This is a genomic window from Streptomyces sp. Go-475, assembly GCF_003330845.1.
In the GTDB taxonomy this organism is placed as follows: domain Bacteria; phylum Actinomycetota; class Actinomycetes; order Streptomycetales; family Streptomycetaceae; genus Streptomyces.
This window is the reverse complement of record NZ_CP026121.1, coordinates 176,887-199,390: the sequence shown is the minus strand read 5'-3', so window position 1 is coordinate 199,390 and position 22,504 is coordinate 176,887. Positions and strand designations below refer to the sequence as shown.

Here is a 22,504-nt window from a genome sequence, read left to right as displayed (position 1 = left end):
GCGGGGAACACGATGCGAATGAGCGATTCCGAGATTCCGCATGGCGACGACCGGCCCGTGGACATGTACCTGGACCTCCTGCGCATCCGGATGGACACCGAGGACTACCGCCTCCTGATGCGCGTGGTGGAACCGGTCCTCGAGGCGATCGACGAGGAACGCCTGTCCAGCCTCGACTTCGCCCTCGACTCCGGGGGCGGCGACGAACTGCCCCAGGAAGTCCGCGACGAGGTGGCCCTCGTCATCGCCACCGCCGTCACCGGCCGCCTGGACAACGAAGTGGTCGAACTCGACGTCGACGAGACCGGCCCGGTCAGGATCGTCACCGACGCGACCACCGCGTCCGACCCGGTCCGCCTCGGCGAGATAGCCGACTACATCAAGGAACGGCACCGGCAGACCGAGGAGCTGCGGGGCATCGCCGAGGTGAGCGGGCTGCCCACCGACTTCTGACCGGCGCGGCCCCCGGGCGTCACTGCCGGGGCGCCGCCACGGGCACGCCCAGCGGCCGGGCGAGGCCCACCACGGCCTCGTCCAGCCGCTCCAGATGCCGCAGCACGCGGTCGGTGATCCGCCCGTAGCGCGGCGTGCCGGCGTCGGAGCCCAGCAGCGAGGCGATGCTCGGCCCGGTCTCGATCTCGGCACCGGCGTGCTCGTCCGCGACCCGGGCGGCGATCGTCCCGATGTTGCGCACGGTGCGCCCGGCGGCCCCGCGCAGTCGCGGGTCCGCCGCGATCGAGGGATGCGTGGGCAGCAGCTCGGCGGTCGCCGCCAGGGTCCGCGCGTGGTACGCGCATCGTCTCCAGCAGCGCCACCACGTACCGGGCGGTGTGGCGCCGGGCCCGCAGCGGCGTGACCGGGTGGGTCAGCGGCTGGGTGGCGGCCCGCAGGTCGGCCAGCGCCTGGTCCAGGTCGCGCGCCTTGTCCAGCAGCTCGTCCGCGGGCCCGCCGCTGAGCTGGCCGACCGCCCCCTCCGTGACGGCGGCCAGCCGGTCCAGCACGGTGCCGAGCAGCTCGTTCGTCCGGCGGTCCGTCCGCACCGGCAGCACCAGCGCCGCGGCGACCACCCCGCAGGCCGCGCCGAGCGCCGTCTCCTCGATCCGCAGCACGAGCACGTCGAGGCTGTAGGTGTGCAGCAGCGTGTACAGCAGCCCCAGCATCGCGGTGACGAACAACGACATCAGCGTGTACGACAGCGGCGCCACGTAGAACATCGCGAAGATCAGCACCAGGACCAGCGCGAACGCCGTCCAGGTGTGCCGCCCGACCAGACCGGCCAGCACGATGCCGGCCACCACCCCGAACACCGTGCCCAGCAGCCGCCGGTAGCCCTTGACCAGGATCTCGCCCGTCGAGGCGGTGTTGAGGAAAACGATCCAGCACGTCAGCACGGCCCAGTACCAGCGCTGCGTGGACAGCAGCTCGCCGCCCACGATGGCCAGCGTCGACCCGACGGCGACCTGCACGGCCGCGCGCGTGGTGGGCCGCCGCAGACCCGTCTCCTGCTCCTCCTGCGCCGCGTCCTCGCCGCCGTCGATCGCGGCGTCCTCCGCGTCCAGCTCCTCGCGGGAGCGGGCCGTGGCGGGGGAGTCGTCCGACTCGTCCTGCGGGCCGTCCAGCGCGATCCGCAGCCCCAGCACCGCCCGCGCGGCCTCGCCGATGCCCCGGAAGACGTCCTGGACGGCGCTCGGGGCGGGCGGCAGGTTCTCCTCGTCCCGGTAGCCGAGCAGCCGGTTGCGCACATGGGCCAGCGCGGTGCCCGCGTCACCGCTGCCCGCCCGCAGCACGAGCGTGCGCAGCGCCAGCAGATCACGACGGAGCGTGGCGGTGGCCTCGTCCGGCACGGCCGGCTGCCCCACCGACGGCGCGGGCGCGCCCGGCAGGTGCAGGGTCAGCGTGTCGGCCCGTTCGGCGCTGCGGGCCGACAGCAGCAGCAGACCCAGCCGCTCGGCGGCGACCTCGGCGTCCGCGATCCTGCGCTGCACCAGCCGCGCCACCGACTCGTCGGGCGTGCCCTCCTCCAGCCGCGCCTGGATCATCATCGCCGTCTCGTGCAGCCGCGCGGTGCCCTCGCGCACGGCGTCGAGCGCCTTGTCCATCTCGTCCGCGCCGGCGTCGAGCAGATCGAGCTGCGCGGACACCAGCTGCGCCAGCCGGGCCCGGAAGGCCAGCCGCAGGCGCAGCAGCACCCCCGCCGGGGTGGCGGGCACGACCGCGAACCGCATCACGGCGCTGGAGCAGAACGCCAGAGCGATGGCGCCGCACAGCACGGGCAGCGCCGAGACGCTGGCGCCGACGAACAGGGACAGGAAGTAGACCTGGAAGCCGATCAGCCCCAGCGCGGTACCGCGGTCGCCGAACCGGCGGCCGTAGACCGCGCAGAAGATCAGGACGACGAAGAAGACGTCACCGACGACGAGACGCGAGTTCAGCACCGCGCCCAGGGACACCGACGCCAGCGCCACCGGCAGCCCCAGCGCCAGGGTCACCGCCTGCGCGCCGAGCTGCTTCTCCCGGATGGCGAAGGTGGCGACCATCGCCGCCATCGCCCCCGCCACGAGATGGTGCACGTCGGCCCGGAGCAGGGAGAGCACGGCCAGGGTGAGGGCGATGGCGCCGACCGTCCGCAGTCCGGCCGTCAGGCGCAGCAGGCCGGGGTCGGAGGCCGCGATCCGGTCCCGCAGTCGTGTCCGCACCGAGCGTCCCGCTGCCCTCACGCCGCCGCACTCTCTCCCGACTCGTCCGCACACCAAGATCCGCACCTCAGCATGTCATGCCACGAGCGGAAGCTCCCGTCCGGGCCGGGCGCTACTCCGGCCGGCCGGTCCCCTCGACCTGCTCCCGAACCTGCTCCGGCGTCAGATAGGCGTCGGTGTACTCGAAGTCCTTCAGCCGGGCCGCCTTGCGGGCCTGGAACCCCGTGCGGACGAAGTCGTCGCCGGCGACCGCGTTGAGCAGCCAGTTCGTCATCACCCGCGTCTTGGCCACATTGGTGCGCAGCGCCGACCAGTGGTAGCCGCGGGCCACGGCCTGGGCGGGCAGGCCGCGCAGTTCGATGCCCAGCGGCTTGGACACGGCGTCGGTGCCGCCCAGGTCGACGACGAGCCCGAGGTCCTTGTGGACGTACGGCTTCATCGCCTGGCCCCGCAGCGTCGCGATGACGTTGTCGGCGACGTGCCGGCCCTGCCGCAGGGCGTGCTGCGCGGTGGGCGGGCACATGGCGCTGTCGTCGCCCTTGGCCAGGTCGGGCACGGCGGCCGAGTCGCCCAGCGCGAACACCCCGTCGTCACCGGGCAGGTTCATCTCGGGGGCGACCGCCAGCCGCCCCTTCACCGTCTCCGCGCCGAGCGTGGCGATGAGGGGACTGGCGACGACCCCGGCGGTCCAGATGAGCGTGCGGGTCGGGATCACCCGCCCGTCGGTGAAGGTGACCTCCTCCGGGCCCGCCTTGGCGATGGAGGTGCCCAGGGAGATCTCGATGCCCCGCCGGCGCAGGATCTCCTGCGCGCTGCTGCCGAGCTTGTCGCCCAGCTCCGGCATCAGCTTCGGCGCGATGTCGATCAGATGCCACTTGATCAGCCCGGGGTCCAGCCGCGGGTAGCGCTTGACGGCGGCGTGCGTCAGGCGCTGCAGGCACGCCGCGGTCTCGGTGCCCGCGTAGCCGCCGCCGACCACCACGAACTGCAGCCGCGAGGCCCGCTCCTCGGGGTCCTGGCTCGCGTCGGCCAGGTCCAGCTGGGAGATGACGTGGTCACGGATGTACGCCGCCTCGGCGAGCGTCTTCATCCCGAAGGCGTGCTCCGTCAGCCCCGGGATGTCGAAGGTCCGGGTGATGCTGCCGGGGGCCAGCACGATGTAGTCGTACGGCTCGTTGACGATCCGGTCGGTGATGGTGCGGATGACGCACACCTTCGCCTTCAGATCGACGCCGATGGCGCCGCCCGGAATGATCCGCGTGCGGTACTTCTTGCTGCGGCGCAGGGAGACGGCGATGGACTGCGGCGTCAGCACCCCGGAGGCGACCTGGGGGAGCAGCGGCAGGTACAGCTGGTAGGCGAACGGCGTCACCAGCGTGACGTCGGCCTCGTCCGGGGAGAGTTTCCGTTCCAGACGGCGGACGCACTCCACGCCGGCGAAGCCTGCGCCAACCACCAGGATCCTGGGTCGTGTCACGGTGTTCATCCCTTTCTGCGGCTCCAGGCGGTCTGCCTCGAACGCCTTTCGACTGCCCCTGGATCGCTGGTTCGCACCCCTGCGATCCCACCGCTTGCCCGACGGGTACGCCAGTCGGACGTGGCAGGCAGACGAACGCGTCGATCACCACCATGCCCGCACCGTGGCCGAAAAGCACCAGGCGGGAGTGAAGAACGCGTGCACACCGGGCCCGCCGTCAGGACGCGGCGTCCCCCCGCAGGTGACACAGCAGCAGGCACACGTCGTCGTCGCGCTCGGAGTCGCTCAGCAGCGGATGGAGGATCCGGTCCGCCGAGCCCTCCAGATCCGCGTCCAGCTCCCCGGAACGGAACCCGCCGAGCGCCGTGGCCAGCCGCCCGATGCCCGGGTCTATGCCCTGCGCACGCCGCTCCACCAGGCCGTCCGTGTAGAGGGCGAGCGTCGAGCCGGGCGCCACGGGCACCGTGTGGTCGTCGATCTCCTGGGTGAGCGGGATGCCGAGCATGGCGCCGGGCTTGGCGTCCAGCACGCGTACGCTGCCGTCGGCCTGGCGCAGCACCGGCGGCGGATGACCCGCGGCGGCCCAGGTCAGAGTGGGCTCGTCCGGGTGGAACCGGGCGATGACGGCGGTGGCGTACAGATCCGGCTGCAGATGGTGCAGGAACCGGTGCAGCCGGGTCAGCAGCCGGCCGGGGCTGTCGCCGTCGACGGCGTACGCCCGCAGCGCGGTGCGCAACTGGCTCATCATGACGGCCGCGTGCAGACCGTGCCCGGTCACGTCGCCGACGACGGTGATGAGCCCGCCGTCCCGCTGCGGGAACGCGTCGTACCAGTCGCCGCCGATGTTCAGCCCGTGCGTGGCGGGCAGGTACCGCGCGGCCAGACTGAGGCCCGGCGTGGCCGGCAGCTCCGTGAGCAGGGCGCGCTGCAGCGTCTCGGCGATGTCCCGGTTGTGCTCGAAGCGCCGGGCGTTGTCGATCGCGATGCTGGCCCGGCGGGTCAGCTCGATCAGCATCACCGCGTCGTCCGGGTCCCAGCGCGCACCGGGCGGCGACAGCGTCAGCACGCCCAGCGGCGCCCGCCGCGTCGGCAGCGGCACGCACAGCAGCGGCCGCGCGGGATCCAGCGCGGACGGCGGCTGGTCGTCGACCCCGGGCAGGTTGCCGGGATGGTCGGCGGCGTACTGGGGCCGCCCCGTACGGGCCGCGACCACGGCGGCGGCCGGATGCGGCGCCGAGCGGTGCTTGTCGTCCTCCTGGTCGAACAGCCAGACGTCGACGCTGCTCGCGTACTCCGGCACCAGCAGGTCCGGCAGCCGGCGCACGATCTCCTCGTGGTTGAGGGAGGCCGTCAGCACGGCGCTCGCGTCCGCGAGGAACGTCAGCCTGCGGCGGGCGCTCTCCGCCTCGTTGCGGGCGCTGCGCTCGGCGGCGAAGGCCTCGCGCTGGGCCCGGCCCGCCGCGTCCAGCTCGGCGTGCAGCGCCAGGACGCCCTGGTTGGTCTGGTGCAGCTCCTCGCGGTGGAAGGCGACCAGGTCCTCCTGCTCGGTGAGCTTGTCCAGCACCACGGCCGTGTCCTCGTCGGCGCCGAGCAGCGCCTCCGCGAGGGCGGCCGGGTCGTCGGCGACGGCGCCGCCCTCCGCGGCCTGGGCCGCCTCCGGGCACGGGACCGTGACCTCCCACGGCGGTTCCCCGGCGGCGCACGCCTCCGGCGAGGGGGTCACCACGGCGTGCAGCAGGCCCTCCTCGGCGGGAGACCCCGCGAGGTTCAGGGTGAGCACCCAGGTGCCGCCCTTGGTGAGGCACTGCCGCAGATGGGCGCTGAGGGCGGTGGCCAGCCTGGTCCGTTCCAGGGTGGGCACACCGTAGGCCGCGGCCAGGCGCGCGAGGGCGATACGGGCGCGTGCCGCGTCGGTGACGGTGGTGATCTGCCAAGTGCGCATCATGGGCGGTCCGGCGGGGTCGAAGTCAGCACGGCCACGGCGGTGTCGTCCCGCACCGGGCGGGCGGGACTGCTCGCGTCACGTATCGTCACGGCGGCCGTCACGGCCGGGTCGGCCGCCGGCAGACCCGCGTCGGACGGCGGCGTCCAGCGGCTGGGCAGACCGTCGGTGTGCAGGATCAGCAGCCGGTCGGGCGCCCAGTCGGCCTCCTCCTCGCGGAGGGTGGTGGGCCGGTGGACGCCGACGATGCCGGGCCGCGACAGCAGCGGACGCCAGATGCCGTCCGCGCGCAGCCGCGCCCCCACGTTCCCGATGCCGGCGAACCGCAGCCGCCCGGCCCGCAGGTCGAGCTGGGCAACGGCGACGGCCGCGCCGCGGGTGCCCTTGAGCGCGTCGTGGAGCCGCCGCAGCGACTCGGCGGGGGAGAGGCGGGCCCAGCGGTGCAGCTCGGCGACCGCGACGGACGAGGCACGGGCCGCCTCCGGGCCGTGTCCCAGCCCGTCCGCCAGCATCAGCGTCACCCGGTCCCCGGACCGCACCCACGTCCACGCGTCACCCGAGTACTCGGCTCCGCCGTAGGGGATGTTCACGCCCCCGGCCCGCACGTCGCCGACGGGCGCGGAGGGCTCGGCCGCCGCACCGGCCCGGTCCGCACGTCCCGGTGCGCCGACGCCGGGCAGCGGCCGATCCCATGGCGTATGGCGGTCCGGCTGGCCCTCGGGCGCGCCTGCGTCCGGCAGCGGGGGGTCCACTGGCGTATGGCGGTCCGGCTGGCCCTCGGGCGCGCCTGCGCCCGGCAGCGGGGGGTCCACCGGCGTCTGGCGGCCCGGCTCGTCCGCCGCCGCGCCGCCACCGGCGGACCCGCCGACCGGCAGGCCGGCGTCCCCGGCGGCACCGGACCCGGCCGCGTGCCCTGCCAGACCGCCGCACGCCACGGCCACCACCGGCGCGTCCGCCCGCACATCGCCGCTCGGCCCGACACCCGGCCACGGCGCGCCGCCGGCACCTGGGCCTGGGCCGTTGGGCCCGCCTGGCCACGGCGCGCCGCCGCACCTGGCCTGGGCTGTCGGCCCGCCCGGCCACGGCGCGCCGCCGCACCTGGCCTGGGCTGTCGGGCCCGCCCGGCCACGGCGCGCCGCCGGCCTGGGCCGTCGGGCCCGCCCGGCCACGACGCCCCGCCGGCACCCGGGCCCTCGGGCGCACCCGGCCACGGCGCGCGACCGGCACTCGGGCCTGGGCCCTCGGGCCAGGCACCGGTGCCCCGCGGGGATCCGCCCGGCGTGCCCGGCCCCGGGCCCCGCGACAGCCCGGCCGCCCACACCGTCACCGACGACCCCGCGGAGGCCGCGGAGCTTGCTCCGCCCCGGGGCGTCGACCCCACGCGGGCCACCGCGACCGTGCCGCGACCCGGGGTGCTGTGCAGGGCGAAGTCGTCGGCGAGACGCAGGCACGTGCCGAGCCCGGCCCCGAGCGAGCGGGTCGTGGAGAAGCCGTCGCGCACGGCCGCGGGAACGTCGGGAATGCCCGGCCCGTGGTCGATCGCGGCGATCTGCACGACCCGGGCCCGCGTCCGGCCGTCCACCGGCTCGGCCGGGTCCACGACGTCGATGAGCACCTGCCCGCCCTCGGCGTGCTTGAGCAGGTTCGTCGCCAGCTCGGTCGCGACCAGCGCGGCGGCGGCGGTGCGCCGCTCGTCCAGCCCGGCCAGCGCGGCCGCGCCCTCGGCGGCGACCCGCGCGTCGCGCACCCGGGTCGCGTCGCGCACCGGGACGTCCCACACGCGCGGCATCAGACCTCCTCGCGCGGACGCGGCGGCCGGCCCGCCCAGCAGGTCACCCGGACGGTCGTGCCCGCGCCGGGCGTGCTCTCGATGTCGAAGTCGTGCACCAGCCGGCGTGCCCCGCTCAGCCCCATCCCCAGCCCGCCGCCGGAGGTGTAGCCGTCGCTGAGCGCCTGGTCCAGGTCGGCGATGCCCGGCCCCTCGTCCGAGAAGGCCAGCCGCAGCCCCTGGGCGGTCCCGCTGCTGACGTGCGTCGCCTCCATCTGTCCGCCCCCGCCGTGCACGAGGGTGTTGCGGGCCAGCTCACTGGCCGCGGTGACGAGCTTGGTCTGCTCCACCAGGCCGAAGCCGAGCCGGGCAGCGGCCTGCCGCACATGCTGTCGCACCCACACCAGGTCCATGTCCGACCGGATGGGCAGGCAGGCCTCGACGCCCGCGGCAGTGTGCATCACGGACTCTCCTGACGCGGGCCGCCGGGACGGGTCGGCGGGGCCTGCTGCGCGAGGAGCTCCATGCCCGCCTCGGTGCTGAGCGCGGTGCTCAGCCCTGGCAGCCTCAGACCCAGTTCCACCAGGGTGATGGCGACGGCCGGGCGCATGCCGGCCACCACGGTGCGCGCGGCCAGCAGCCTGGCCTGTGCCGCGATCTCGGCCAGCACCCGGCCGAGGAAGGAGTCGACGATCTCCACGCCGGAGATGTCGATGAGGACACCGCGCACCCCGGTACGGGAGATCGTCTCCGTGAGGTCCTGCTGGAGCTGCTGCGCCGTGCTGTCGTGCAGGTCTCCCTGGAGCGTGACCAGCAGGACGTCGCCGAGCCGCAGCACCGGCACATGGCCTGTGACGGGTCGGGGGTACGCCTCGCTCACCGCTGACCCGCACCCGGGTTCACGATGTCCGCGCCGAGCTGGTGCAGTGCGTAACCCAGCGCGTCGGCGAGACTCGCCCGGGTGATCACGTCCAGGTCCAGACCGAGATGGACGATGGTCTGCGCGATGGCGGGGCGGATGCCCGAGACGATGCACTGGGCGCCCATCAGGCGCGCCGCGGCGACCGTCTTCATCAGGTGCTGCGCCACCAGCGAGTCGACGGTGGGCACACCGGTGATGTCGAGGATCGCGAACCGCGCGTGCTGGTCGACGACGGCGTTCAGCAGCGTCTCCATCACGATCTGGCTGCGGGCGCTGTCGAGCGTCCCGATCAGCGGCACGGCCACGATGCCGTCCCACAGCCGGATGACGGGCGTGGCCACCTCCATCAGCTGCATCCGCTGCCGGTCGCTGAGCGCCTGCCACTCGCTCAGCGCCGACTGCATCGCCACCAGCCGCAGGGTGCCCATCAGCACCGTCAGCGCGGTCGAACACGCCCGCAGGTGCTCGGGCGGCGCCTGTTCCAGATCCGCGGCCAGCAGGTTCTCGACGGGCGGCCGCAGGGCGGCCAGCTCGGTCGAGACCTGGGTGTTGGACAGCCCGGCCCGGGAGCGTGCCGCGCCCATCCGGGACAGCTGCTCGCGCACCCCGCTGAAGCCGGCGGCGTCCGGGTCCTCCACCTGGTCGGAGTCCGCCACCTGGGCCAGCGCGTCCACGACGACCTTGCCCGCCTCCACCGCCTCGTCGCGCGAGACGGTGAACACGGTGCGGAACAAGGGCTCGTCCGCCCACCGCTGGGCGATCTGCTCCCGCCGTCGGTGCAGGAAGTCCCTGACCTCGTGCGTGGGCGTGGCGAGCTGTCCGTCCGCTTCGTGCTCCGGCACCTGGTTCTCTCCTCATCCGCGTTGCGTCGACCGAACCCGCTTCAGACAACGAGACGGCGCTGTGACACTTGCCGGCCGACAACTCTAACCATCCCCCGACCTCGTACGACACCGGATCCGGCGCAAGCGATCCGGTTGAGGGAAACGGCGGTTGGCCACCGCCGTCACCACCGTGCGATAGGGGCGAGCCGCCGTCCGGGCAGGGCGGAGCGAGGGCACCGGGCCGCCGGTTCACAGGCGCCGTGCCCCGGGTCATCCGGTCTGTCAGGCGCCCTGTCCCTCCGCCTCCTCGGGAGTCTGCGGCCCTTCGTCGACACGGGCCAGAGCCTCGTCCACGCTCTCCGATATCGGCACCGTGATGCTGACGCCGGTCAGGTCCAGGATGCGCCGCACGGCCGGGGTCGGATTGATGACGTGCACGCTGCCGGCGTTCCCGCGGGTCTCCTGGTACACCCGCAGGATGATGTTCATCCCCGACGAGTCCATGAACGGGACGGACGACATTTCGAGCAGGAAGTGCCGTCGGCCGTGGTGGAGTTGGTTGGCCAGATGGGCCTGGAACTCGGTCGCGGTGTCGACGTCCAGGTAGCCGTCGACCGTGATCAGGGCCACGTCCTCCCGGGGCAGTTCGACTTCCACGGACAGCGGGTTCTGGGCGAGGGGCACGGGTACCTCCAACAAGTGCTACGGCCTGGGCTGGTCACCTCCGGGGGTGACCGCGGTGCGGGGCGACGCCGGTCGTGTCGCGGACTCGAGTGCCGTTTCTCATGTGCCTCCCTTCACGGGGCTCCGAATGTCACCGCGCCCCCGCGATTACCCCGGGAACCGCCCTCCATTCCTCCCGGTCCGAACATCGCCGGGGATCGCCCGGGATCGCCCCTGTCGCACGATGCGCGGCGGGTGCCCCGAATGCGCTTGCGACAGGGGGGTAATTGCTGCTGTGGAGCAGGCGGTCGGCATCCGTCCGCCAGGCTTCAGCGATCAGCACACCGCCAGGGAGGATGGGACAGCGTGGTCATCGACAGAATCTGGTCGTACGCGCCGGCAAGCGGTCACACCGAGGGACAGGACCTGACCGGGTTCAGTGTCACCGCGACCGACGGCACGATCGGGCACGTGGACCGCGAGGCCGCCCCGCACGGCATGCGGCATCTGGTCGTCGACACCGGCGTCTGGGTGTTCGGCCGCAGCGTCCTGGTGCCGGCCGGGGTCGTCACCGGCATAGACACGCAGGCCCGGAAGATCACCCTGGCCTGCAGCAGGGGAGACGCCAAGGCGGCGCCCCGTTTCCAGACCGACAGCGAGACGAGGGACCGGGAGTACCTGACGGCCGTGGGCGACTACTACCACCGCCTGCCGCCGCGCGCGGCGACCTCGGTCTGAGCGGGTCACGGGCGCCTCGCGCCCGTGACGCTCCCGGCTCACCAGGGCAGGAACACGTGCACGTCCTTGCCCCGGTCGTCGGTCACCACGCTGACCTGGTCGCACAGGGTGTGGATCAGGTGCCAGCCGATGCCGCCGCCACCGCTGCGCGGATCGAAGGGGCGCGGGGCGGGCTCGGTGGTGCTGGTGTCGTGCAGGACCACGTGCACCCCGTCGAAGGTCCGGCGCATCCGCAGCGCGAACGGCCCCGGGGCGTACTGGACCGCGTTGGCGGCCAGTTCCGTCACCACCAACAGGATGTCGTCCCAGTACTCGGGGGCAGAGGGCGGCGAGGAGCGTGCCAGATCACGCAGGAACTCCTCCGCGGCCAGCCGCGCACCCGTCACGTCGTGCGGCTCGCCCACGAAGCTGTTCGTGCGGCTCGGGATCTCCTCGGAGGTCAGTGCGTCATCCCCACGCGGCTCGGTTGACATATCGCCTTTCCGGCCCGGCGTCAGCAAGGGCTGTCGTCAGGGCTGTCGTCCTTTCTCTTGCGTCGCCACTGTTGCGTGTTCCCGAGGGGGCGAGGCCTACGCGTCCGGGTGCGTGGTCAGCGGAACACGCTGTCCGAATCGTCCCAGTACGACGGTTCGTCCACGGCGCTGCGCCGCCCAGGACGCCTGCGGGACTGGTACATCGCGTCGATCTCGGAGGCGTAGTGCCGCACGATCTCGTCCCGGCGCAGCTTCATCGACGGGGTCAGCAGCCCGTTGCTCACGTCGAACGGCTCCGGCAGCACCCGGAACACCCGGATCGACTCCGACCGGGACACCGCGCTGTTGGCCGCGGCCACGGCCCGCGCGACCTCCTCCCGCAGCGCGTTCTCCTCCCGCGCCTCCCGCATCTCGCCCTGCAGCGCCAGCGCCGCCCGCCAGTGCGCCAGGAACTCCGGATCCAGCGTGATCAGGGCACCCACACACGGCCGGTCGTCGCCCACCACCACCGCCTGGTGGATGAGCGGGTGCATCCGCAGCCGCTGCTCCAGGGCGAGCGGAGCGACGCTCTTGCCGCTGCTGGTGATGATGATGTCCTTCTTGCGGCCGGTGATCGTCAGATAGCCCTCCGAGTCCAGCTGCCCGAGGTCCCCGGTCGCCAGCCAGCCCCCGCGCAGCGCGGCCCGGGTGGCGGCCTCGTCGCCCACGTACCCCTGGAACACCGACGGGCCGCGCACCAGGATCTCCCCGTCGTCGGCCACCCGGATCTCCGTGCCCGGCAGCGCCTGCCCGACCGTCCCGGACTTCTCCCGGCCCAGCGGCTGCATCGTCACCCCGCCGGCGGTCTCCGTCAGGCCGTACCCGTCGTGCACGTAGATGCCGATGCCCTCGTAGAAGAGGGACAGGTCGCGGCTGAGGGACGAGCCGCCGGAGGTCGCCCGCCGTACCCGGCCGCCCAGCGCGGACCGCAGCCGGCGGTACACCGTGCGCTCGTACAGGGCGTGCTGCAACCGCAGGTCGAAGGCGGGCCCGCGGCCCCGGCCCAGCCGCTGGCGCTCCAGGGCCGCGGCGAAGTCCCGCGCCGTCTCGGCGGCCCGCTCGAAGAGCCCGCCGTGACCGCCCTGCTGGGCCGTGCGCAGGAAGTTCTTGTAGATCTTCTCCAGGACCGAGGGGACCGCGTAGAGGTACGTGGGCCGGAAGGAACGCAGCGCCGACGACAGCGCCTCGGCGCTCAGGTCGGCCTGGTGTCCCATCAGCAGACCGCCCCGCACGCACACGTTCTGGATCATCAGCCCGTACACGTGGGAGAAGGGCAGGAACGCGAGGACCGAGCCCTGCTCCCCGCGCGCGGCCGCCGTGTGCCCCCAGCCCGCCAGCACCGTGTCGCACGGGCCGGCCAGATTGCGGTGGCTCAGCGCGCAGCCCCGCGCGTGGCCGCTCGTGCCGGAGGTGTAGGCGATGACGGCCGTGGAGTCCGGCAGGACGATGCGGCGCATCGAGTCGACCGTGGCCAGCGGGACGGCCTCCCCGCGCTCCGTCAGCTCCGCCGACGCGCCCGCGTCCAGCTGCCAGACGTGGCGCAGCAGCGGCAGCGACGCGCACACCGAGCCGACGGTCATCACGCCCTGCTCGTCCTCGACCACGACGGCCACGCAGCGGGAGTCCCGCAGGATCCACTCCACCTGGTCGCGCGACGACGTCGGGTACACCGGGACGACCTCGGCGCCCACCGCCCACAGCGCGTAGCAGAAGACCGTCCACTCGTACCGGGTGCGCGCCATGATCGCCACGCGGTGGCCCGGCGCGATCCCGGAGGCGATCAGGCCCTTGGCCACGTCCACCACCTCGTCGCGCAGCTCGATGGCCGTCACCTCCTCCCAGACGGCGGAGGCGGGGTCGGTACGGCGGGCGAGCACCGGCCGGGTGGGTTCGCGGTCCGCCGCCTCGAAGACGCTGTCGGCGAGCCCGCCGGTCAGCGGGGCGACGGCCGGTGGAGCGAGGGCGACATCACGCATGCACTGCTCCTGACATGTACGGGGTGTGACATTGCCGACGGGTACCGTCATCGGCGCGGTGCTCGAATGTAGTCGAGGCGGGACCCTCCGGGTCGGGAAATACGGAAGTGGGACCCCCTGATGATCCGGGCGCGATCGGGGGACCCGGACGACATGAGTCACATCAATCCCGATCCCGAACCAGAGCGCACCACCGGCCTGGAGCCGGGCGGCGGCGTACCGCCGGGCGAGACCCCGCCCGCGGAGAGCAGCATGCCCGAGGCGGGGCCCCAGGAGACGCACAACCCGCCCAAGGGCTGGGCCAAGGGGCCGATGGCACTGATCATCGTGCTCGCGGTGCTGGTCGCGGCGTTCTTCCTGGCCTACGCCCTCGTCCTGATCCTCTGAACCCGCGCCCGGCAAGGGCGGGGCGTCTCACGCCTGCGTGTGGCGGACGCACTCGGTGACGACGTCCCGCAGGCTCCCCGTGCGCTCGTACAGCTCCCGCTGCACCTGTGCGCCGTTGCCGTCCCGCAGCAGTTCCTCGCACCCGGCTCGGGCCCGATCCAGGTCACCGGTGTCCGCGAGGGCTTCCTCGACGTGTTCCAGCAGGGCCCGCACCACGGCTTCGGCGGGCATGCGCCGCATGGTCGCGGGGTGCAGCAGCTCCCCCGCGAGTCCGGACCGGGCCGCCTGCCAGTCGGCCAGCCGCAGCAGGCTGACACTGTGGTCGAGCGGCTCCCGGCCGGCCCGCCACTCGCGTGCGGCGGTCTCGACCAGCCCGCGGATCAGGGTGGCGAGCAGTACGGCCGTGCCCGAGTGCAGGCAGACGTCCGAGACCCGGATCTCCACCGTCGGGTACCGCTGGGACAGCCGCGCGTCGAAGTAGATCATCCCGTCGTCGAGCAGGGCACCGGTGGCCACCATGTCCGCGATCAGCCGGTGGTACCGCTCCGCCGAGCCGAAGATCTCGGTCGGGCCGGCCGACGGCCAGCGCAGCCATACCCGGCTGCGGTAGCTGCTGTACCCGGAGTCCTTGCCCTGCCAGAACGGCGAGTTCGCGCTGAGCGCCTTCACGACCTGCAGCCAGGGCCGCACCCGGTCGATGACCGCGACGCCCTCCTCGTCGGAATCGACCGCCACATGCACATGGCAGCCCAGGACGAGCTGCTCCCGGGTGGCGATGCCGTACTGCTCCGCCATCCACTGGTACCGCCGGTTGACGCCGACGGCGGGGCTCACCGGCAGCGGGGAGGTGGCGAGCGCCGCCACCGTGCAGCCGATCTCCCCGGCGTGCCGGGCGGCCTCCTTGCGGCAGCGGACGATCTCCGCGCGCAGGGCCTCCATGGACGACTGCGGATGGGTGGCGAACTCCAGCATCTGCTCGTGGAGTTCCTTCTCGAACATGTCCTGATCCGCGTCGTCCTGCGCCGCCCGGGCGAGCACCGCAGCGGACAGTGCCCGCGGGTCCCCGGTCTCCGGATCGACCAGGAGGAGTTCCTCCTCCACTCCGACGGTGCGCACCCTGATGCCCGCCCTTCTGTGCCTGCCGCGTCGACCACCGGGTCGTCCCGGTGGTACGACCACCAGTGCCCCTCACAGGCGGTGGGACACCTGGTGGAACGGCAGGACTTCACACAGCGAACGGCGTCAGCCACACCGTGGCCAGCGGAGGCAGCGTGATCCGGACACGGCCGTCCTCCGGTTTGACCGGATCCGCGTTGGTCACGCCGCTGCCGCCGTAGCGCGCGTCGTCGGTGTTGAGGGCTTCCTGCCAGGCGACGACGTCACCCGGCACCCAGAGGGCGTAGTCGTGCCGGACGACGGGGGAGAAGTTCGACACCGCCAGCAGCGGGTTGCCGTCGGCGTCGTACCTGAGGAACGCGAAGACGTTGTCGTCGGCGGAGTCCACCGCCACCCACCGGAAGCCCTCCGGCCGGGTGTCGCACTGCCACAGCGCGGGCGTCGCCCGGTAGACCGCGTTCAGGTCGCGGACCAGATCGCGCACGCCCCGGTGGTCGCCCGCCGAGTGGTAGCCCTCGTCGAGCAGCCACCACTCCGGTCCCTGCTCCACTGACCACTCGGCCCCCTGCGCGAACTCCTGCCCCATGAACAGCAACTGCTTGCCGGGGTGGCCCCACATGAAGCCGAGGTAGGCGCGGACGTTCGCGCGCCGCTGCCACCAGTCGCCCGGCATCTTCGACACCAGCGCCTGCTTGCCGTGCACCACCTCGTCGTGGGAGATGGGCAGGACGTAGTTCTCGCTGTAGGCGTACACCATCGAGAACGTCATCTCGTGGTGGTGGTACTTGCGGTGCACCGGCTCCTTGGCGATGTACTCCAGCGAGTCGTGCATCCAGCCCATGTTCCACTTCAGCCCGAACCCGAGCCCGCCGGTGTCGGTGGGCCGGGTCACCCCGCCCCAGGCGGTGGACTCCTCGGCGATGGTGACGACGCCGGGGGCCCGCCGGTACACGGTCGCGTTCATCTCCTGCAGGAACGCCATGGCCGCCAGGTCCTCCCGGCCGCCGTAGGCGTTGGGCTCCCACTGGCCGTCCTCGCGCGAGTAGTCGAGGTAGAGCATCGAGGCGACCGCGTCCACGCGCAGCCCGTCGATGTGGAACTCCTCGCACCAGTACACGGCGTTCGCGACGAGGAAGTTGCGCACCTCGGTGCGGCCGAAGTCGAACTCGTACGTGCCCCAGTCGGGGTGCTCGGCGCGCCGCTCGTTCCCGGGCTCGTACAGCGGGTCCCCGTCGAAGCGGGCCAGCGCCCAGTCGTCCTTCGGGAAGTGCGCCGGAACCCAGTCCATGATCACGCCGAGGCCGGCCCGGTGGCAGGCGTCGACGAAGTACCGGAAGTCGTCCGGGGAGCCCAGGCGCGCGGTCGGCGCGTAGAACCCGGTGACCTGGTAGCCCCAGGAGCCGTGGAAGGGGTGCTCGGCGACCGGCATCAGCTCCACGTGCGTGAAGCCGAGGTCCCTGACGTAGCGGGGGAGTTCCTCGGCGAGCTGCCGGTAGGTCAGCCCCGGGCGCCAGGACGGCAGGTGCACCTCGTACACCGAGAACGGCGCCTCGTGCACGGGCGTGTCGGCGCGGTGCGCCATCCACTCGGCGTCGCCCCACTCGTAGTGCGAGGCCGTGACGATCGACGCCGTGTTGGGCGGCTCCTCGCAGCGGCGGGCCATCGGGTCCGCCTTGAGGAAGCGGTGGCCGTACCGGGAGTGGATCTCGAACTTGTACGCGGTGCCCTCGCCGACGCCCGGCAGGAACAGCTCCCACACACCGGACGCGCCGAGCGAGCGCATCGGGAACTGCGTCCCGTCCCAGTAGGTGAAGTCCGTGGCCACCCGTACGCCCTGCGCGTTCGGCGCCCACACCGTGAACCGGGTGCCGCTCACGCCCTCGTGGGTCATCGGCTGCGCGCCGAGCGCCTGCCACAGCTGCTCGTGCCGGCCCTCGCGGATCAGGTGCAGGTCGAGCTCGCCGAGCGCGGGCAGGAAGCGGTACGGGTCGTGCACCTCCTGCTCACCGCCGTCGTACGCCACGTGCAGCGTGTACGCGGGGATCGCCGCCAGGGGCAGCACGCCCGAGAAGAGGCCGTCGCCCTCCGAGGCGAGCGCGGTGCGCCGCCCGTCGATCACCACGCTCACGGAGTGGGCGAAGGGGCGCAGCGCCCGGAACACGATCCCGCCGGGCACCGGGTGGGCGCCCAGCAGGGCGTGCGGATCGTGGTGGGCGCCCGCCAGCAGGCGTCCCCGGTCCTCGGGGCTCAGGGCGGGCGCGGTGGTGGTGCCCGGGACCGGGCCGGACGGCTCCGGGATTGAGGTGTCTTTCAGGGCCACGGCTCAGTCTCCTCTCACGGCGAGGCGCTCGATCGCCGCCATCGGTACAGGCAGCCAGTCGGGGCGGTGCCGTGCCTCGTACAGCACCTCGTACACGGCCCGGTCCGTCTCGTAGGCGCGGAGCAGTCCGTGCTTCTTGCGGGGGTCCCAGCCGGCGCGGCCGGCGTAGCCCGCGCAGTAGGCCTCGCGGCAGCGGCGGGCCCACTCCGGGCGCCAGGGGCGGCGCTGCCGGGCGGCGTAGTCGAAGGAGCGCAGCATCCCGGCGATGTCCCGCACGGGGGAGTGGGCGCTGCGCCGTTCGGAGAGCGGCCGGGACGGCTCGCCCTCGAAGTCGATGACGAACCACTCGCGTCCGGCCCGCAGCACCTGCCCCAGGTGCAGGTCGCCGTGGATGCGCTGGGCGGGCGGCCCGGCGTCGCAGGTGGTCAGGGCGGCGAACGCGGCCCGCAGGCCCGGCACGAACGGCTGGAGCGCGGGCACGCAGTGCGCGGCGGCGGTCAGGCGCTCGTTCATCGCGGCGGCCGTCCGCCCGTTCTCCCCCGGCTCGCCGACCGGGAAGGCCGAGGCCAGCGCGAGGTGCACCTCCGCCGTGGCCGCGCCCAGCGCCCGGGCGTGGGCCGTGAAGTCGTCCCCGGCGGCCAGCGCGTGCAGTGCCAGCGTCCAGCCGTCGGAGGCGTCCCGCAGATACGGCTGCAGCACGCCGAGGGTGGCCTTGAACGGGTGCTTGGTCTGGAACCAGGCCACGGGCGCCGGGACGCGGTGGCAGCCCTGGCGGGCCAGCGCCCCCGGTACCTCCAGGTCCGGGTTGACGCCCGGCTGGATGCGCCGGAAGACCTTGAGGATGTACTCGTCGCCGTACACCAGCGAGGAGTTGGACTGTTCGGCGTCCAGCAGGCGCGGCACCAGTCCGGCGGGCACCTGCTGGTCCGCGTCGCAGTCGAAGCGCAGCGGACCCGCGGTGCCGGGGTGCCGCAGCCGGTCCAGCAGGAGCTGGGCCGAACGGGGGTCGTGCAGCGCGTCGTAGACCGTCAGGCCGGCGAGCGGCCCGTCCTGCACCTGCCCGATCAGCGCCCGTCCGAGGCGCGGCGACGGATGCTCCCGTACGCCGAGCAGCAGCTGGTAGCAGTCCCCGGCCGGGGGCGCCCCGCCGGGGGAGGGTACGCCGGTGTGGCCGGCGTGCCCGGCGTGGACCAGCAGGTGCAGACAGCCCGGGAACAGCTCGGTCATCGACAGCAGGCCGAGCTCCGTGACGGGCCGGTCCTTGCCCGCGAACCAGCGCTGCCTGGGCAGCCAGTCGCGGAGCAGCCCGCCGAGCGACTCCATGGGCTCGGCCAGGCGCGTGAGGCCCGGGCGGAGGGATGCGGTCTTCGGCATGGTCACGCCTCCTTTCGTCGGCGCATGCTCACAGTCGCCGGCCGATGCGCGATGCGACTCGAGTGAGCCGGAACCAGTAGAAGCCGTGGCCCCCGAGGGTCAGCAGGTACGGCAGTTCACCGATGGCCGGGAAGCGCACCCCGCCGAACAGCTCCACCGGATGGCGACCGGCGAACTCGCGCAGGTCGAGTTCGGTCGGCTGGGCGAACCGCGCGAAGTTGTTCACGCACAGCACCAGGTCGTCCTCGTACTCCCGCAGGAACGCCAGTACCGCCGGGTTGGAGGAGGACAGTTCGGTGTACGAGCCGAGTCCGAAGGCCGGGTTCTGCTTGCGGATCTCGATCATGCGGCGGGTCCAGTGCAGCAGCGACGAGGGCGAGGACATCGACGCCTCGACGTTGGTCACCTGGTGGCCGTAGACCGGGTCCATGATCGCCGGCAGGAAGAGGCGGCCCGGGTCGCAGGTGGAGAACCCGGCGTTGCGGTCCGGGGTCCACTGCATCGGGGTCCGGACGGCGTCGCGGTCGCCGAGCCAGATGTTGTCGCCCATGCCGATCTCGTCGCCGTAGTAGAGGATCGGCGAGCCCGGCAGGGCCAGCAGGAGCGCGGTGAACAGCTCGATGGTGTGCCGGTCGTTGTCCAGCAGGGGAGCCAGCCGCCTGCGGATGCCGATGTTGGCGCGCATGCGGGGGTCCTTGGCGTACTCGGCCCACATGTAGTCGCGCTCTTCGTCGGTGACCATCTCCAGGGTCAGCTCGTCGTGGTTGCGCAGGAACATGCCCCACTGGCAGCCCGAGGGGATGGCCGGGGTCTTGGCCAGGATTTCCGAGACCGGGTAGCGGGACTCGCGCCGGACGGCCATGAAGATGCGCGGCATGACCGGGAAGTGGAACGCCATGTGGCACTCGTCGCCGCCGGTGGCGTAGTCGCCGAAGTAGTCGACGACGTCCTCGGGCCACTGGTTGGCCTCGGCGAGCAGCACCGTGTCGGGGTACTGCGCGTCGATCTCGCGGCGGACCCGCTTGAGGAAGGCGTGCGTGGCGGGCAGGTTCTCGCAGTTGGTGTCCTCGGCGGCGTAGAGGTACGGCACCGCGTCCAGCCGGAAGCCGTCGATGCCGAGGTCCAGCCAGAACTTCAGCGCGGCCAGGATCTCCTCCTGGACGCGCGGGTTCTCGTAGTTGAGGTCGGGCTGGTGCGAGAAGAAGCGGTGGAAGAAGTACTGGCCGCGCACGGGGTCGAAGGTCCAGTTGGACGTCTCGGTGTCGACGAAGATGATCCGGGCGTCCGGGTAGCCCTTGTCGTCGTCGGCCCACATGTAGTAGTCGCCGTAGGGCCCGTCGGGGTCCTTGCGTGATTCCTGGAACCACGGGTGCTGGTCGCTGGTGTGGTTCATGACGAAGTCGATGATCACGCGCATGCCGCGCTGGTGGGCGGCGTCGACGAACTCCACGAAGTCGGCGAGGTCGCCGAACTCCGGCAGCACGGCGGTGTAGTCGGAGACGTCGTAGCCGCCGTCGCGCAGGGGCGACTTGAAGAAGGGCGGCAGCCACAGGCAGTCGACGCCCAGCCACTGGAGGTAGTCGAGTTTGGCGGTCAGGCCCTTCAGGTCACCGACGCCGTCGCCGTTGCTGTCCTGGAACGAGCGGACGAGCACCTCGTAGAAGACGGCGCGCTTGAACCACTCCGGGTCGCGGTCCCTGACGGGAGTGTCCTCGAAAGTGTCCAGCACGGGCTCGTTCACGGTCATGACGTTCCTGCCCCTCCGTTCCCTTGCGCGGCGGGCGGCGACTGGACGTGGAACACGTGCGCCGGAGCCCGCCCCGGCTCCAGGCGCACGTAGTTGCTGCGGCCCCAGTGGTAGGTCTCGCCGGTGAGCTCGTCGCGCACCGGCACCGACGCGTGCCAGTCCAGGCCGAGTTGCGGCATGTCGAGCGAGACCGTGGCCTCCTGGGCGTGGTGCGGGTCGAGGTTGGCGACCACCAGGACCACGTCGGACCCGGTGCGCTTGCTGTACGCGATGAGGGCGTCGTTGTCGGTGTGGTGGAAGCGGAGGTTCCGGAGCCGGCGCAGCGCGGGGTGTTCCCGCCGGATGGTGTTGAGCCGGGTCAGCAGCGGGGCGATGGTGCGGCCCTCGCGTGCGGCCGCTTCCCAGTCGCGGGGCCTGAGCTGGTACTTCTCCGAGTCGAGGTACTCCTCGCTGCCCTCCCTGAGCGGGGTGTTCTCGCACAGTTCGTAGCCGGAGTAGATGCCCCAGGTCGGCGACAGCGTCGCGGCGAGGACGGCACGCACCTCGAAGGCGGGCCGGCCGCCGCGCTGGAGGTAGGCGTGCAGGATGTCGGGGGTGTTGGGGAAGAAGTTCGGCCGCATGTAGCTCGCGGCCTCGCCCGACAGCTCCGTCAGGTACTCGGTGAGCTCTTCCTTGGTGTTGCGCCAGGTGAAGTACGTGTAGGACTGCTGGAAGCCGATCTGGGCCAGGGTGTGCATCATCGCCGGGCGGGTGAACGCCTCGGCCAGGAAGATCACATCGGGGTCCGTGCGGTTGATGTCCGCGATCACCCGCTCCCAGAACACGACCGGCTTGGTGTGCGGGTTGTCCACCCGGAAGATGCGCACCCCGCAGTCCATCCAGTGCCGCAGCACCCGCAGCGTTTCGGCGACCAGGCCGTCCATGTCCGCGTCGAAGGCGATGGGGTAGATGTCCTGGTACTTCTTCGGCGGGTTCTCGGCGTAGGCGATGGTGCCGTCGGGGCGGTGGTGGAACCACTCGGGGTGTTTCTGCACCCAGGGGTGGTCCGGGGAGCACTGCAGGGCGAAGTCCAGGGCGATCTCCAGGCCCAGCTCGCGGGCCTGGTCCACGAACCAGGTGAAGTCCTCCAGGGTGCCCAGGTCGGGGTGGACGGCGTCGTGGCCGCCCTCGGGCGAGCCGATCGCCCAGGGCACGCCGACGTCGTCGGGGCCGGGGGAGAGGGTGTTGTTCCTGCCCTTGCGGAAGGTGGTGCCGATGGGGTGGATCGGGGGCAGGTAGACCACGTCGAAGCCCATCGCGGCGATCTCCGGCAGCCGCCGGGCGGCGGTGCGGAACGTGCCGTGGGGCCGCTCGGGGGTGCCCTCGGAGCGGGGGAAGAACTCGTACCAGGAGCCGTACAGCGCCCGCTCGCGCTCCACCAGCAGCGGCAGCGGCTCCGAGGTCGTGACCAGGTCCCGCAGGGGATGCCGGGCCAGGACCGCGTCCACCTCCGGCGTCAACGCCGCCGCCAGCCGCGCGGCCGGGGACAGCGTGTCGTCGCGCAGGGCCTCCGCCGCCGCGAGCAGCACAGCGCGGCCGGCCTCCTTCGGTACGCCGGCCGCCGCCCGCTCGTACAGGTCGGCGCCCTCCTCCAGGACCAGGCCCGGGTCGATGCCGGCCGGGACCTTTATGCCCGCCGTGTGACGCCAGGTGGCCACCGGATCGCTCCAGGCCTCCACCCGGTACGTCCAGCGGCCGACGGCGTCCGCGGTGACCTCGGCGCCCCACCGGTCGCTGCCCGGGGCCAGCTCCCGCATCGGCGTCCACGGGCCGGGACGGCCCTCGGGATCCTTCAGCACGACGTTGGCGGCGACCGCGTCGTGCCCCTCCCGGAACACGGTGGCGGTGACCTCGAACGTCTCGCCCACGACCGCCTTGGCCGGCCGGTTGCCGCTCTCCACGGCCGGACGGACGTCCCGTACCGGGATACGGCCGATGGCCCGGGTCCTCCTCATGGTCCTCACCTCCACCGTGCTCAAGAGCCGGGCCGGAAGCCCGGTTCA

The 22,504-nt window shown here is 72.8% G+C and carries 18 protein-coding genes and 1 pseudogene; 3 read left to right on the top strand and 16 right to left on the bottom strand.

Annotated elements, in window-relative coordinates; all coding sequences use genetic code 11:
- The first annotated feature begins 18 nt into the window (after positions 1-18).
- Entirely contained in the window at positions 19-453 is a 435-nt protein-coding gene (locus tag C1703_RS00910) for a hypothetical protein (protein ID WP_114250052.1), read from the top strand.
- Here the strand turns inward: C1703_RS00910 and C1703_RS00905 are convergent.
- The 9 genes and pseudogenes from C1703_RS00905 to C1703_RS00865 all read right to left on the bottom strand — a co-directional run bounded on the left by C1703_RS00905 (position 375) and on the right by C1703_RS00865 (position 10,313).
- A complete protein-coding gene (locus C1703_RS00905; protein WP_232840369.1) occupies positions 375-2,696 on the bottom strand; it encodes an FUSC family protein in 2,322 nt (773 codons plus the stop codon). The genes C1703_RS00910 and C1703_RS00905 overlap by 79 nt on opposite strands.
- A gap of 112 nt (positions 2,697-2,808) precedes the next feature.
- Positions 2,809-4,182, bottom strand: a complete 1,374-nt coding sequence (locus tag C1703_RS00900; RefSeq protein ID WP_114250051.1) for an NAD(P)/FAD-dependent oxidoreductase — start codon at positions 4,180-4,182, stop codon at positions 2,809-2,811.
- 208 nt (positions 4,183-4,390) lie between these two features.
- Entirely contained in the window at positions 4,391-6,118 is a 1,728-nt protein-coding gene (locus tag C1703_RS00895) for a SpoIIE family protein phosphatase (protein ID WP_114250050.1), read from the bottom strand.
- Positions 6,115-6,720: pseudogene (locus C1703_RS39460) on the bottom strand (SpoIIE family protein phosphatase); the annotation flags it as partial. The gene C1703_RS00895 and the pseudogene C1703_RS39460, both read right to left, overlap by 4 nt.
- Entirely contained in the window at positions 6,702-7,904 is a 1,203-nt protein-coding gene (locus C1703_RS39455) for an anti-sigma regulatory factor (RefSeq protein ID WP_232840368.1), read from the bottom strand. The gene C1703_RS39455 and the pseudogene C1703_RS39460, both read right to left, overlap by 19 nt.
- Positions 7,904-8,344, bottom strand: coding sequence for an anti-sigma regulatory factor (locus C1703_RS00880; RefSeq protein WP_114250049.1), 441 nt, complete (start codon positions 8,342-8,344; stop codon positions 7,904-7,906). The genes C1703_RS39455 and C1703_RS00880 overlap by 1 nt, the downstream gene beginning before the upstream one ends.
- The gene (locus C1703_RS00875) at positions 8,344-8,763 is read right to left on the bottom strand and encodes an STAS domain-containing protein (RefSeq protein ID WP_114250048.1); all 420 of its coding nucleotides are present in this window, start codon (positions 8,761-8,763) and stop codon (positions 8,344-8,346) included. Before C1703_RS00875 ends, C1703_RS00880 begins: the two co-directional genes overlap by 1 nt.
- Positions 8,760-9,647 (bottom strand): STAS domain-containing protein, encoded by an 888-nt coding sequence (locus C1703_RS00870; protein WP_114250047.1) that lies wholly within the window; start codon positions 9,645-9,647, stop codon positions 8,760-8,762. Before C1703_RS00870 ends, C1703_RS00875 begins: the two co-directional genes overlap by 4 nt.
- Positions 9,648-9,911: 264 nt before the next feature.
- Positions 9,912-10,313 carry an STAS domain-containing protein gene (locus C1703_RS00865; RefSeq protein ID WP_114250046.1) on the bottom strand — a complete coding sequence of 134 codons (402 nt, stop codon included), beginning with the start codon at positions 10,311-10,313 and terminating at the stop codon, positions 9,912-9,914.
- Positions 10,314-10,658: 345 nt separating this feature from the next.
- Between C1703_RS00865 and C1703_RS00860 the strand changes: the two genes are divergently transcribed.
- Positions 10,659-11,030, top strand: coding sequence for a PRC-barrel domain containing protein (locus tag C1703_RS00860; RefSeq protein WP_114250045.1), 372 nt, complete (start codon positions 10,659-10,661; stop codon positions 11,028-11,030).
- A 38-nt stretch (positions 11,031-11,068) separates the two neighbouring features.
- Here C1703_RS00860 and C1703_RS00855 read toward each other — a convergent pair whose 3' ends face one another.
- Both C1703_RS00855 and C1703_RS00850 read right to left on the bottom strand, forming a co-directional pair.
- Entirely contained in the window at positions 11,069-11,503 is a 435-nt protein-coding gene (locus C1703_RS00855) for an ATP-binding protein (protein WP_031118746.1), read from the bottom strand.
- 116 nt (positions 11,504-11,619) lie between these two features.
- Positions 11,620-13,518, bottom strand: a complete 1,899-nt coding sequence (locus C1703_RS00850; RefSeq protein WP_114250044.1) for an AMP-dependent synthetase/ligase — start codon at positions 13,516-13,518, stop codon at positions 11,620-11,622.
- 153 nt (positions 13,519-13,671) lie between these two features.
- Between C1703_RS00850 and C1703_RS00845 the strand changes: the two genes are divergently transcribed.
- Positions 13,672-13,905, top strand: a complete 234-nt coding sequence (locus C1703_RS00845) for a DUF6480 family protein (protein ID WP_114257225.1) — start codon at positions 13,672-13,674, stop codon at positions 13,903-13,905.
- A gap of 27 nt (positions 13,906-13,932) precedes the next feature.
- Here C1703_RS00845 and C1703_RS00840 read toward each other — a convergent pair whose 3' ends face one another.
- The 5 genes from C1703_RS00840 to C1703_RS00820 form a co-directional block, all read right to left on the bottom strand.
- Complete coding sequence (locus C1703_RS00840; protein WP_114250043.1) at positions 13,933-15,021, bottom strand: glutamate--cysteine ligase; 1,089 nt, start codon at positions 15,019-15,021, stop codon at positions 13,933-13,935.
- A gap of 109 nt (positions 15,022-15,130) precedes the next feature.
- On the bottom strand, positions 15,131-17,341 hold the full coding sequence (gene glgB / locus C1703_RS00835) for a 1,4-alpha-glucan branching enzyme (protein WP_114250042.1): 2,211 nt from the start codon (positions 17,339-17,341) through the stop codon (positions 15,131-15,133).
- 3 nt (positions 17,342-17,344) lie between these two features.
- Positions 17,345-18,715: a maltokinase gene (locus C1703_RS00830; protein WP_114250041.1), complete on the bottom strand. Its 1,371-nt coding sequence runs from the start codon at positions 18,713-18,715 to the stop codon at positions 17,345-17,347.
- Between the two features lie 28 nt (positions 18,716-18,743).
- Positions 18,744-20,462, bottom strand: coding sequence for a maltose alpha-D-glucosyltransferase (gene treS, locus C1703_RS00825; protein ID WP_114250040.1), 1,719 nt, complete (start codon positions 20,460-20,462; stop codon positions 18,744-18,746).
- Entirely contained in the window at positions 20,459-22,456 is a 1,998-nt protein-coding gene (locus C1703_RS00820) for an alpha-1,4-glucan--maltose-1-phosphate maltosyltransferase (protein ID WP_114250039.1), read from the bottom strand. Before C1703_RS00820 ends, treS begins: the two co-directional genes overlap by 4 nt.
- Positions 22,457-22,504: the final 48 nt, after the last annotated feature.

Bases quoted from the DNA above. Each gene is read 5' to 3' on its own strand.
- C1703_RS00880 (WP_114250049.1), bottom strand. From the start codon at position 8,344: ATGCACACTGCCGCGGGCGTCGAGGCCTGCCTGCCCATCCGGTCGGAC.
- C1703_RS00910 (WP_114250052.1), top strand. From the start codon at position 19: ATGAGCGATTCCGAGATTCCGCATGGCGACGACCGGCCCGTGGACATG.
- C1703_RS00850 (WP_114250044.1), bottom strand. From the start codon at position 13,518: ATGCGTGATGTCGCCCTCGCTCCACCGGCCGTCGCCCCGCTGACCGGC.
- C1703_RS00845 (WP_114257225.1), top strand. From the start codon at position 13,672: ATGAGTCACATCAATCCCGATCCCGAACCAGAGCGCACCACCGGCCTG.
- C1703_RS00820 (WP_114250039.1), bottom strand. From the start codon at position 22,456: ATGAGGAGGACCCGGGCCATCGGCCGTATCCCGGTACGGGACGTCCGT.
- C1703_RS00900 (WP_114250051.1), bottom strand. From the start codon at position 4,182: ATGAACACCGTGACACGACCCAGGATCCTGGTGGTTGGCGCAGGCTTC.
- treS (WP_114250040.1), bottom strand. From the start codon at position 20,462: ATGACCGTGAACGAGCCCGTGCTGGACACTTTCGAGGACACTCCCGTC.
- C1703_RS00855 (WP_031118746.1), bottom strand. From the start codon at position 11,503: ATGTCAACCGAGCCGCGTGGGGATGACGCACTGACCTCCGAGGAGATC.
- C1703_RS00895 (WP_114250050.1), bottom strand. From the start codon at position 6,118: ATGATGCGCACTTGGCAGATCACCACCGTCACCGACGCGGCACGCGCC.
- C1703_RS39455 (WP_232840368.1), bottom strand. From the start codon at position 7,904: ATGCCGCGCGTGTGGGACGTCCCGGTGCGCGACGCGACCCGGGTGCGC.
- C1703_RS00830 (WP_114250041.1), bottom strand. From the start codon at position 18,715: ATGCCGAAGACCGCATCCCTCCGCCCGGGCCTCACGCGCCTGGCCGAG.